Here is a 12399-nt window from a genome sequence, read left to right on the forward strand (position 1 = left end):
TTGCTTAGATGTCAGCCTTTGATAGCCTGAAAGATCATACCAAAGAGGGACGGGTCTTTTTAGCACGGTCAGTGATTGCCTTCATGGTGGTTCTTTTGTTGCTGGGTGTTTTGATCGGACGACTCTATTTCTTGCAGGTTGTTCAGCATGATCAGTTAGCGGCGGTGTCCGATGATAATCGTATTCAGCTACAGCCGGTCGCCCCGACCCGGGGGTTGATCTACGACCGTAATGGTACCTTGCTCGCTGATAATCGCCCAAGCTACAGTGTGACGCTGCTGAAAGAGAAGATGGGTGATCTTGAGGCCACGCTGACGGAACTGCAGCGCCTTATTCCTATCACGGAAAGAGAGTTGAAGTCCTTCCGTAAACGTTTGAAGCAGCGTCGGCGCCCCTATGAAACCGTGCCTTTGCGCTTTCGGCTAACGGATGATGAGATCGCGCGAATTGCGGTTAATTATCAGCGGTTGCCGGGGGTTCAGGTAGAGGCTGATTTGATTCGTTATTACCCCTTTGGCGCGAGTCTAGTGCATGCACTGGGTTACGTTGGGCGTATCAATGAGAAAGAGCTGCAGCGAGTCGATGCGAAAAATTATAGTGGCACTCACTATATCGGTAAGCTGGGGATAGAACGTTTTTATGAGCCACTTTTGCATGGCCAAGTGGGTTATCACAAGGTTGAGACCAATGCCCGCGGACGAGTAATGCGGGTGCTTGAGCAGACCGATCCGGTGCCGGGTAAAGATATCGTTTTGCATCTCGATATACGTTTGCAGCAGGCGGCCGAAAAGCTGGTAGAAGGGCGCCGGGCGTCCATTGTGGCAATAGACCCTAAAACCGGTGGGATTCTGGCGTTGGTGAGTAATCCCGGTTATGACCCGAACCTGTTTGTTACCGGCATCAGTACGAAAGCTTATAAAGCACTGCGGGAATCCCCAGACCTGCCGCTGTTCAATCGGGCGCTACGGGGACAGTACCCTCCCGGTTCTACGATCAAACCCATGGTTGCGTTAGGCGTGATCGATAGTGGTGCCGTCAGTCCTTCCCATACCGTATATGATCCTGGGTTTTACACTTTGACCCATGGTGGCCGTCGCTACCGAGATTGGAAACGTGGCGGGCATGGCACGGTGGGGTTAGATATGGCGATCTATCAATCCTGTGATGTGTGGTTCTATGATGTTGCCAACCGTACGGGAGTGGACATTATATCGGATTATCTTGGTCGGTTTGGTTTTGGTCAGGTGACCAGTCTTGATCTGCCTGAGGCATTACCCGGTATTCTGCCCTCTAAAGCTTGGAAGCGTAGCACTGGCCGAGGGTCATGGTTTTCTGGGGATACGCTTAACCTGAGTATTGGCCAAGGCTGGATGCTGACAACACCATTACAGTTGGCGACAGCCGCGGCGGTGATGGCAAATCGTGGTGTGTGGAAACAGCCGCGAATGCTTAAAGGGGTGATGACTCACAACCAAAAACGCGACCCCAAAGTGATTGATGGTAGCGTGGTGGAGATTAGTGGTCTTGAGGGCACTAGTGCAGTGTTACCCAATATTGAGTTAAAAAATGAACAGTATTGGCAGCGGATTATCGATGCCATGGTGGCGGTGGTGCATGGCCCTCGTGGTACCGCCCGTAAAGTCGGTCATGGATTGGATTTTCAAATAGCGGGTAAAACGGGTACCGCCCAGGTGGTCGGGATTAAGCAGGATGCTGTCTACGATGCTGAGAGTTTAGCCGAGCGTCACCGAGATCATGCGTTGTTTCTAGCGTTTGCACCGGCGGATCAGCCAGAGATTGCCGTTTCGGTGATTGTTGAAAATGGGGGTGGTGGTTCGAGCACCGCAGCACCGTTAGCACGAGAAGTGATTAATGCCTTTATGGCCCTGAAAAAACAGGATGCGGGCGAGACCGAAATGACGGGAGTTGCAACCGATGGCTGATTTTCAACGAACAATGCCGGATGCTCATCCTCACCTAGCGAGACGTCGAGGTTTTTGGTCATATACTCGCTTAGATGGCATATTGCTGCTGTTGATTTTGATTCTGTGTGGTTACGGTTTATTGGTGCTTTACAGTGCATCAGGTGGCGATATGGACTATGTGATTCGACAGGCGATTCGCATGGGCGCTGGGCTGTTTATTATGACGGTTTTTGCTCAGATGAGGCCGCAGCTGTTTGCTCGCTGGGCTCCGGCGATGTATGTGGTGAGTCTCGGCTTGCTGTTGGCGGTATTACTGGTGGGGGTTGGTGCTAAAGGGGCGCAGCGATGGATCGCGCTACCTGGGTTCCGCTTTCAGCCGGCAGAGGTTGTTAAATTAGTACTACCTTTGATGGTAGCCTGCTATTTGGCGAATCGGCCATTACCACCTAGTTTTCGGCATATTGTGATTTCGCTGATACTGATTTTCTTGCCAGTGGTGTTGATCATGAAGCAACCCGACTTGGGCACATCGTTGCTGATAGCCGCCTCTGGAATCTTTGTGTTACTACTGTCGGGTATTTATTGGCGTTATATCTTTGGTGCATTAATGGTCGCCGCTGCAGGATTGCCAGGGCTGTGGATGGTGATGAAAGATTATCAAAAGCAGCGGGTTCTGACTTTTCTTGATCCCGAGAGTGATCCCTTGGGGGCTGGCTGGAATATTATTCAGTCGAAAGCTGCTATCGGGTCTGGTGGTATTGAGGGTAAAGGCTGGATGTTGGGCACTCAGTCGCAGCTAGATTTTTTACCTGAAAGCCATACCGATTTTATTATCGCGGTTTTGGGGGAAGAGCTTGGTATGATCGGTATTTTGGTGCTACTGCTGATTTACCTGTTGATTATTAGTCGAGGGCTCGTGATTGCTGTTAAGGCCCAAGATAGTTTTGGTCGGCTGGTGGCTGGCAGTGTCACGTTAACCTTTTTTGTCTATGTGTTTGTGAATATCGGTATGGTGACGGGCATTTTGCCCGTGGTGGGGGTGCCGCTACCGCTGGTTAGTTATGGTGGTACCTCTATTGTGACATTGATGGCCGGTTTTGGATTGTTGATGTCGGTGCAGGCGCACCGGCAGATGATTACTCATTAATCGGGTATGAGGAAAGATAGTAACTCAGCGGTTTTGTTGTTGTGACTCTGTGATAAAGTCAGGATACTGCTGAGAGCGCTGTTGATAGCGATACAATAATTTAGCAATGCCATCATGACGATGGTTAATTTAAGGTGGGGTGATATGTTCAGAACTAAATTTTCAGGCTTGCTAGCTGGAGTTGCGCTCTGTACTGGGTTGGTATGGGGAACTCAGGTGGCGGCTAATGGATATAGCGATCATCCTGCTGCGCAGCAGTTCATCTCGGATATGGCAAAAGAGGGGTTTGACGAGTCTCAGGTCCGAACGATTTTACAGTCTGCAGAACGTCAGGAAAGTATTCTGAAAGCGATCTCCCGTCCGGCTGAAAAACGTCTTAACTGGGGCGAGTATCGTAATATCTTTTTGCGGGATGCGCGCATCAAGCAGGGCGTTGAGTTCTGGAATAAATATAGCGATGCCCTGAATAAGGCAGAGAAAGAATATGGTGTGCCAGCGCATATTATCGTCGCGATTATTGGTGTTGAAACCCGTTATGGCCGGAATATGGGTAGCTACCGGGTCATAGATGCGTTATCGACGCTGGGTTTTGATTATCCACCCCGTGGTAAGTTTTTTCAGGGTCAGTTGAAAGAGTATTTTTACCTGTTACGTGAAGAGAAAGCCGATCCATTCGGCTTAAAAGGTTCCTATGCAGGAGCGATGGGCTATGGTCAATTTATCCCGAGTAGCTTCAGAAGTTTCGCGGTTGATTTTGATGGTGATGGTAAGAAAGATATCTGGAACAACCCCGTTGATGCGATCGGTAGTGTGGCCAATTATTTCAGCGCCCATGGCTGGAAAAAAGGTGAAGCGGTGCGTTCCAATGTGGTGATGCAGCAACTGGCCAATGAAGAGTGGATTAATAACGGTTTGAAACCCGAGCTGACATTAGCTGAGTGGGCTGAGCGAGGAATTCGTACCCGCAAAGATCTGAACCTTGATAGCAAGGCGACGCTTATGCGGTTGGAAAAAGATGGCGAATTTCAGCATTGGTTCGGATTACATAACTTTTATGTCATTACCCGCTACAATCATAGTCGGTTATACGCCATGGCTGTTTATGAGTTGGGGCAGGCGGTGGCTGAAAAACATAATGCAACGGCGGGTTAATTAACATGAGTCGAGTTATCCACAATCTTTTAGTGCTATCAATGGTCGCGCTATTAGCGGGTTGTTCCTCTTCTGGAAGCCGCTATTCTGTGGATCAGGACTACGGACCTTCGAGTAATGTTGATGTGTCCAATGTGCCGAATGCCGTACCTCGGGTTGAAGCTAAAAGCCGAGGAGGAAATAAAAGTCCCTATACCGTGCTGGGTAAAACCTATCATGTGATGGCATCGGGTAATGGCTATAAGGAACGTGGTGTCGCTTCTTGGTATGGCAAGAAGTTCCATGGCCATAAAACGTCAAATGGTGAAACCTATAATATGTATGCGATGAGCGCAGCACATAAGGCGTTACCATTGCCGAGTTATGTTCAGGTAACCAATCTTAAGAATGGCCGTAAGGTGATTGTTAGAGTTAATGACCGAGGGCCATTCCACGGTGGACGGATTATCGACCTTTCGTATGCCGCCGCGTCTAAGTTAGATATGCTGGGCCAAGGTACTGCGAATGTTGAGGTTGAGGCGATTGATCCAAGCCGTTGGAGCACTTCGACTGCCACGGTTGTTAGTACAGTGCCGGCGCCAACAACGGCGACGCCGTCTGATGGTGCTCGTTATCTGCAGGTGGGTGCTTTTGGTTTGGAAACAACGGCAATCGATGCACAACAGCAATTGCAGACGATGTTGCCGGGGTATCAGGTTCGAATTGTGCCACTGCAACGCTCGAGCCGCACGCTATACCGTGTCCAAGTCGGCCCTGTTATGTTGAATGCTAATTTAGCTGAATTAGTGTCTCGAATCGAAGCGGCAGGCTATCTGCAGCCACATTTGGTAGACTAGACGCGTTTAAATGGATCGGCTATCGGTAACTGCTGAATTCTTCGCGAACCTTTAGTCTGTTTTTAGGTCTGAGCAGTATCTAGACCTTCTGCAACCGAAAAAAGTATCTATAACACTATGATTAGAAAATTTATTTGTCGTTCGGCTCTAATTCGTTTCGTTCTGTTAACACTGTGTATCTTTTCTCTGCCGGTGCAGGCAGCAAAGATTACCCCAGCTCCTCCACAGGTTGCAGCGCGGGCTTATATTGTTATGGATGCGGATACCGGAAAGGTCATCATGGCTAGCCGTGAGAACGAGCGTTTTCCGCCAGCGAGTCTGACGAAGATGATGACTAGCTATATCCTTGAGGGAGAGCTGACTAAAGGTAATGTCAGTAAGGATGATCTGGTACCTATCTCAGTGAAGGCTTGGCGCGCGCCAGGTTCACGTATGTTTATTCAGGAAGGTACTCAGGTTTTATTGAGTGACCTATTGAAAGGGATCATTATTCAGTCGGGTAATGATGCCAGTGTGGCTGTGGCCGAATATATTGCCGGCAGTGAAGCCGCCTTTGCCGATATGATGAATCAGCATGCCGCGTTATTAGGTATGGAAAATACCCACTTCATGAATGCCACTGGGTTACCGGCCGATGATCACTACTCATCAGCTTTTGATTTGGCCTTGCTAGCGCGGGCAATCATTAAAAGCTATCCCGAGCAATATGGGGTTTATTCTGAAAAGTATTTTACCTATAACAAAATCCGCCAACCTAATCGTAATAAGTTGTTGTGGCGGGATGATTCTGTAGATGGTTTGAAAACAGGCCATACCGATGCTGCAGGTTATTGCCTAGTTGCATCGGCAAAGCGGGATGGAATGCGTCTGATCACCGTGGTGATGGGAACCAGCAGTGAAGAAGCGCGTGCTCAGGAAAGCCAGAAGTTGTTAGCTTACTCGTTCCGTTATTTCCGTACCCATAAGCTTTATGATGCCGGTCAGGTATTGGAAACCACTAAGGTGTGGGCAGGTCAGCAGAATCAGTTGAAAGTTGGCTTGACCGATGCGATGGCGATCACCATCCCACGGGGTGAAGGCGAGCAGCTACAAGCGGTGTTAGACTTGGATAAAGTGATTAAAGCGCCGATCGAAAAAGGTCAAAGCTTTGGTACCCTAAAAGTGATGTTGGAAGATAAAGTGGTTGCTGAAGCGCCGGTTGTCGCTTTGGAGAGCATTGCCGAAGCGGGTTTGTTGCAACGTATCTGGGATGCCATCGCGTTATTCTTTTATAACCTGATTAACTAATCGTAGGTTTTGAGGCGTGGATGCCCGGACTTAGTTAATGAGTCCGGGCATCTGTCGTTAAACGAAGATGAATATAGTATTTCTGAACGGCGACTATATCTCCGAAGATCAAGCCAAAGTGTCGGTTTTTGACCGAGGGTTTCTGTTTGGTGATAGTGTCTACGAAGTGATTCCCTTTTACCAAGGGGTGAGCTTCCGGCTGGATGAGCATCTACAGCGACTACAATATAGCCTGCGGGCGATACAGATTACTGCCGATTTTGACTGGAACACTATTCTTACCCGCCTAGTTGAATTGAATGGCGGTGGTAATCTATCGGTATACCTTCAGATTAGCCGTGGTAATACTGGCCGTCGAAGCCATATTTATGATGCCGACATGATACCCACCGTGTTTGCCTGCTGTAATCCTATCAAGGATATTTATAATGCGGGGCCTGATGCGGTATCAGGCGTTCGGGCAATCGTTACCGATGATCTACGTTGGGGGCGTTGTGATATTAAGAGTACGGGTCTGCTACCCAATATTTTGGTCATGCAGCAGGCCAAGCAGGCAGGCGCGCAAGAAGCATTAATGATGCGTGATGGTCTGCTGACTGAAGGCGCTTCCTGTAACCTGATGCTCGTGGAAAAAGGTGTTATCTACACACCTAAGCGAGGCTCTGAAATTCTTGGTGGCACGACCCGAGAATTGATCCTTGAGTTGGCGGGACAGGGCGGTATTGCGATGCAGGAAGCGGATATCAGCTATGCTCGATTACTGGCGGCTGATGAGGTCTGGGTGAGTAGTTCAACTCGGGCGGTGGTGCCGGTGGTTGAAATTGATGGTCAGCCGGTGGCTGATGGAAACAAGGGCCCGTTATGGGCAAGAATGTTCGAGCTGTTTACCCGTTATCAAGATAACCTGATGAATGGCTGAATGCGTGAGAGAAAATTATGGCAGAAGAAACAAAGCAAGAAGCGCCTAAAATTGAGTTTCCTTGTCCAGATTATCCGATTAAAGTGATTGGGCGTGACGGACCTGATTTTCAAGATGTGGTGATTGAGGTGGTGCGTATCCATGTGCCTGATTTGGATATCACCAAAGTTGAGATGCAGGGGAGCAGCAAAGGCACCTTTACATCGATTCGCATGAAAATTACGGCAACCGGTCATGAGCAACTGAAAGCACTGCATGAGGATCTGTTAGAGACGGGCCGTGTCACGATGGTGATATGATGGCCTTGTCTGAACAGCTTGTTATTCGTGATTTGGGGCTGGTGGACTATCAGCCGACCTGGCAAACCATGCAGGATTTCACGGCGGCGCGTACGGCGGAGACGGTCGATGAAATCTGGGTGCTGGAACATCAACCTGTGTTTACCCAAGGGCAGGCCGGTAAAGAGGAGCATCTGCTAAGCACCGGTGATATCCCTGTGGTGCAGGTCGACCGCGGTGGTCAGGTAACTTACCATGGCCCAGGGCAGTTGGTGGTTTACCTCTTATTGAATATCCGCCGTAAGAAATTTGGCGTTAAAGAGCTGGTTGCGCGGATGGAGGCTAGCATCGTTGATTTGCTGGCTCGTTATGGTGTTGAGGCGTATGCGAAGGCCGATGCTCCGGGCGTCTATGTTAACGAAGCAAAAATTTGCTCGCTGGGATTGCGGGTACGTAAAGGCTGTTCGTTTCACGGGTTGGCTTTTAATCTAGATATGGATCTCGAACCTTTTAACCGGATAAACCCTTGTGGCTATGCCGGTATGGCTGTGACTCGGCTGAAAAACCTAGTCGACGATGTCGACAGAGAATCCGTTAAGGATTCACTTATAGAAATTCTGGTGAAAAGACTCGAATATAACGAGCGCACCAATGCTAATTCGTTGGAAGGTATAGATGTCTGAAAATAGCGTAAATGTGCAAAGTGCAGGGTCTGCGGACGATAAGCCAAAACGTGCGGAAGCGGGTGTAAAACTGCGGGGGGCTGAAAAAGTATCCCGTATCCCAGTGAAGGTTATCCCCACTGAGCGAGATCAGATTCTGCGTAAGCCTGAATGGCTGCGGGTCTCTCTGGGAACCACGCCTAAAGTTCAGGGCATTAAGAATAAGCTGCGTAAACATAAGCTTGCCTCAGTCTGTGAAGAAGCCAGTTGTCCCAATTTGGGCGAGTGTTTCAGTCATGGTACGGCAACGTTCATGATTATGGGCGATATCTGTACCCGTCGCTGTCCATTCTGTGATGTGGCCCATGGTCGCCCTAAAGCACTACCGGAAAATGAACCGAAAGAGTTAGCGGAAGCCATCGCCGATATGGGTTTGCGTTATGTGGTGATTACCTCGGTAGACCGAGATGATCTGCGTGATGGTGGTGCCGATCACTTTGCTCGCTGTATCACTGAAACTCGTAAGGCGGTGCCATCTATTCAGGTTGAAACACTGGTGCCAGATTTCCGTGGTCGGATGGATATCGCCTTAGATATTCTCCAGCAAACACCGCCGGATGTGTTTAATCACAACATGGAAACAGTGCCGCGGTTATATCGTAAAGTACGCCCTGGTGCTGATTATCAGTGGTCACTCGATCTGCTGCAGAAATATAAGCAGCGCTGCCCCGATGTGCGGACTAAGTCTGGCTTGATGGTGGGTGTGGGTGAAACGAAGGAGGAGATCTTTGACGTATTGAAAGATCTGCGCGCCCATGATGTGGATATGTTGACCATTGGCCAATATCTACAGCCTAGCCGTGATCATCTGCCGATTGATCGCTATGTGACGCCGGCTGAGTTTGATGAATATGCGAAGGTGGCTAAAGAGCTGGGCTTCTCTCAGGTTGCGAGTGGGCCGCTGGTGCGCTCCTCCTACCATGCTGATCTGCAAGCCAAAGGTGAAACAATCAGCTGATGCGTCGCGCTCAACTGCTTAAACTGCTGCTATCGGTGGTGATTCTATTCATCACTCTAGCAGTAGTCGAGTATCAGATCGGCTGGTACAACCTGTTAACCTCGTGGCAGGGATTTAGCGGTGCAACACTGGCATTGTTGGTGGTGTTATCGCTAGCCAGTAATGCATTGCGAGCGCTGCGGATTAAAGTAAGTTTTGCGCTACCTGCCAGCCGTTATCCACAGATGTTTTATCTCAGCACCAATCATAACCTGCTCAATAATCTGTTGCCGATGCGTACCGGCGAAGTGGCTTTCCCCGTGTTGATCAAACGATACTTTGGCATTGGCGTGGTGAATTCATCTTCTCATCTTCTGTTATATCGATTGCTTGATCTGGTGGCGCTGCTGTCGGTGGCTGGTATTCTGGCGCTTTGGCAATTCAGCCCTTGGGCCTCATTGGGGTTGGCACTGGTGACGGTGGTAGGTCTGTTACTGTTTAATCAAGGTAAGCGGTTGGTGGTTTGGTTGTTGGGCCATTCAAACAGCGCTAAATTGGCAACGTTAGCGCAGGCTTTCCATGATTTGCCCACCCGTGGCGGTCACTTTGGTGCAATTGTAATAACCACTTATGCCGTTTGGTTGACTAAGCTATTGGCGTTTCTTGGGGTGGTATTGCAGTTATCACAGCTGACGCTGGCACAGGCTGTTACCAGTGTTGCGGTGGCTGATCTCTCGTCTATTCTTCCCATTCACGGGGTGGCGGGGTCTGGTACCTTTGAAGCTGCGTTTGTATTGGCCGGTCAGTTTTATACCATCGATACCACGGCGTTATTAAAAGTGGCGGTGCAATTGCATCTGTTTCTGTTATTGATGTCATTTATTGCCTTTGGTTTGGGTTGGTTAGTGGCGAAGATTTTTCACCATGAAGAGCCGCTGCAGGCAACAATCGAACGAGCTGTAGACTAGCTGTCATGGGCTTTACCTTCATATCAAAAGGGCTTTGTGATAGAGTCCAAAAACAATTTTATGTCCTGAATCTGGGTAGTTTATGAAATCATTATCGATCGTCGTACCGATGTATAAAGAAGAGGACTCCGTATTTCCGCTGGTTGAGCGAGTGCATGAGTGCCTTAGTGATTACTCCGGTAAGTGGGAGCTGATCTGCGTCGATGATGGTAGTCCAGATAACACCGTGGGACGGTTAAAGGAAGCTCGGGAACAGTGGGGCGATCACCTGCGGATTGTCGAGTTGCAGCGTAACTTTGGTCAGACTGCAGCGATGCAGGCAGGTATTGATGCCGCCCGTGGTGAAATTATTGTCACTATGGATGGCGATCTACAAAATGATCCCGCTGATATCCAACGGATGATCGTGGAGATGGAAGAGCGCGACCTCGATATGTTGCAGGGCTGGCGAAAGCAGCGGGAAGATGAGTCGACCCGCAAGTTTTTCTCCCGCCAAGCCAACCGATTGATTGCTAAGGTCACTGGCGTCAATTTGCATGATTATGGCTGCAGCCTGAAAGTGTATCGTGCCAGCGTTATTAAACAGGTGCGTTTGTTTGGTGAAATGCATCGCTTTATTCCGGTATGGGTTGCCTCGGTGACTAAGCCCTCACGCATCGGTGAAACGGTGGTAGACCATCATGCCCGTCAATTTGGGGAGTCTAAATACGGTCTGTCGCGCACCTTTAGAGTTATTCTTGATCTATTAGTGGTGTTCTTTTTCCTTAAGTTTAAAGCGCGTCCTGGGCATTTCTTCGGTTATCTTGGTCTCGCGATGGGAGTCGCTGGATCATTGATTATGACTTGGCTCATTGGCGTCAAACTGTTTCTTGGTGAAGATATCGGCGGCCGTCCCTTATTCTTAGTCGGGATATTCCTATTGGTGGTTTCGTTGCAATTTATCACCACCGGTGTGTTGGCTGAAATGATGTCACGGATCTTCTTTGAAACATCGAATACCCGTGGTTATACCCTGCGTGAAACGCTGGATCATGATGAAGAGGGGCGTTGGTGTGATCCGCAGTCAGGTACTAAGACCACAACCCATGATGCTGACGGGTCATAATAACCTGCCTTATTAAGGGCTGTTGTTAGCACCTCTTTTTGTCTTTTTCTGAATAGGTGGGTTTTCCCCTTTGAAGTCTAAAAAAGGGTGAAGCTCCCAGTGAGATGTTAGCAAACGGTACTTTGCTGCGACTGTCTCGAAGATGTCCCCGCTACGATAAACTAATACTCATTTCAGTTGTTTCGTTTCTCTTGTTAGATTTAAGCGAATACTCCCTACAATATCATCAGCAACTGCTTTGAGCGGTGAATGCAGGCTACTGTCGAATACAATGAAAGAGAAGCTGATGATGCCTAATACCCAGTGAATTAGTTTTACGTTTGCCGATAGAAAGGTGTTTTTTTTCTGTCTGTGTAGCAAGTGAAGTTTTACTAACGCATATCAATTAAGAATTGGTTACAACTCGCTTTGCTCTTCATCTGATCGTCAGAGATGTGTGATAATAGCTATATTAGATTATTCTTATTTAATTATTATTAGTCCAAGGTGTTTGCTATGTCAGCCAATAAAGTTATCTCTGTTTCAGCGTCAATGAAAGCGGATTGTCAGGTTCATGCTGATATCCGAGGTCATAAAGTTATTATTGATCAGGCCATTCATGCCGGTGGTACCGATAAAGGACCGTCTCCGTTGGAGTTGTTTTTGTTTTCACTAGCGGGCTGTATCGGCAGTATTGCCCGCTTGGCGGCAAATCAGCAACGTATTACGATGCGTGGTATCGATATCGACGTAGCCGGTACGATGAATCCAGCGGGGCTGTTAGGTAAGCCGACAGACGATCGAATAGGTTTTCAGACGATTACCGTTAAAGCGAAGATTGATGCTGACCTGAGTGATGAGGAAAAAGAGGAATTCTTTCAGGCTGTCTGCCACCGCTGTCCACTGGATGACAATATTATGCATGAAACCAAGGTTGAGTTGGTCTTGGAGGGGTAGTGCAAATAGTTATGAGCTAAGGAATTTTTCGATTATGGTATATTATACTCAATGCGATATTGTTCCTAGCCGAAGTCATCTATCTAGGTTGCCATTATTAGTGCATTTCTACAAAATTATGATCGTGGATGTACATCCAAAAATCTATAAATACTATTTATCAAGTAACTCTAGACATAATATATTA

The 12399-nt window shown here is 48.4% G+C and carries 12 protein-coding genes; all 12 read left to right on the top strand.

The window, feature by feature from the left end; all coding sequences use genetic code 11:
- The first annotated feature begins 8 nt into the window (after positions 1-8).
- The 12 genes from mrdA to KO512_RS19225 all read left to right on the top strand — a co-directional run bounded on the left by mrdA (position 9) and on the right by KO512_RS19225 (position 12212).
- A complete protein-coding gene (mrdA, locus tag KO512_RS19170; protein WP_215953928.1) occupies positions 9-1943 on the top strand; it encodes a penicillin-binding protein 2 in 1935 nt (644 codons plus the stop codon).
- Complete coding sequence (gene rodA, locus KO512_RS19175) at positions 1936-3072, top strand: rod shape-determining protein RodA (protein WP_215953929.1); 1137 nt, start codon at positions 1936-1938, stop codon at positions 3070-3072. The genes mrdA and rodA overlap by 8 nt, the downstream gene beginning before the upstream one ends.
- A gap of 144 nt (positions 3073-3216) precedes the next feature.
- Entirely contained in the window at positions 3217-4224 is a 1008-nt protein-coding gene (gene mltB / locus KO512_RS19180) for a lytic murein transglycosylase B (RefSeq protein WP_215953930.1), read from the top strand.
- Between the two features lie 5 nt (positions 4225-4229).
- A complete protein-coding gene (locus KO512_RS19185) occupies positions 4230-5060 on the top strand; it encodes a septal ring lytic transglycosylase RlpA family protein (protein WP_215953931.1) in 831 nt (276 codons plus the stop codon).
- Between the two features lie 117 nt (positions 5061-5177).
- Positions 5178-6347, top strand: a complete 1170-nt coding sequence (locus tag KO512_RS19190) for a D-alanyl-D-alanine carboxypeptidase family protein (protein WP_215953932.1) — start codon at positions 5178-5180, stop codon at positions 6345-6347.
- Positions 6348-6414: 67 nt separating this feature from the next.
- The gene (locus KO512_RS19195; RefSeq protein WP_215953933.1) at positions 6415-7266 is read left to right on the top strand and encodes a D-amino acid aminotransferase; all 852 of its coding nucleotides are present in this window, start codon (positions 6415-6417) and stop codon (positions 7264-7266) included.
- A 17-nt stretch (positions 7267-7283) separates the two neighbouring features.
- A complete protein-coding gene (locus tag KO512_RS19200; protein WP_215953934.1) occupies positions 7284-7565 on the top strand; it encodes a YbeD family protein in 282 nt (93 codons plus the stop codon).
- Positions 7565-8227 carry a lipoyl(octanoyl) transferase LipB gene (lipB, locus tag KO512_RS19205; RefSeq protein WP_215953989.1) on the top strand — a complete coding sequence of 221 codons (663 nt, stop codon included), beginning with the start codon at positions 7565-7567 and terminating at the stop codon, positions 8225-8227. Before KO512_RS19200 ends, lipB begins: the two co-directional genes overlap by 1 nt.
- Positions 8220-9224, top strand: a complete 1005-nt coding sequence (gene lipA, locus KO512_RS19210) for a lipoyl synthase (RefSeq protein WP_215953935.1) — start codon at positions 8220-8222, stop codon at positions 9222-9224. Before lipB ends, lipA begins: the two co-directional genes overlap by 8 nt.
- A complete protein-coding gene (locus KO512_RS19215; protein ID WP_215953936.1) occupies positions 9224-10171 on the top strand; it encodes a lysylphosphatidylglycerol synthase domain-containing protein in 948 nt (315 codons plus the stop codon). The genes lipA and KO512_RS19215 overlap by 1 nt, the downstream gene beginning before the upstream one ends.
- Positions 10172-10253: 82 nt before the next feature.
- Complete coding sequence (locus KO512_RS19220; RefSeq protein ID WP_215953937.1) at positions 10254-11276, top strand: glycosyltransferase family 2 protein; 1023 nt, start codon at positions 10254-10256, stop codon at positions 11274-11276.
- Between the two features lie 495 nt (positions 11277-11771).
- The gene (locus KO512_RS19225; RefSeq protein WP_215953938.1) at positions 11772-12212 is read left to right on the top strand and encodes an OsmC family protein; all 441 of its coding nucleotides are present in this window, start codon (positions 11772-11774) and stop codon (positions 12210-12212) included.
- Positions 12213-12399: the final 187 nt, after the last annotated feature.

Origin of the sequence: Amphritea atlantica, assembly GCF_018860855.1 — a bacterium.
Lineage (GTDB): Bacteria > Pseudomonadota > Gammaproteobacteria > Pseudomonadales > Balneatricaceae > Amphritea > Amphritea atlantica_A.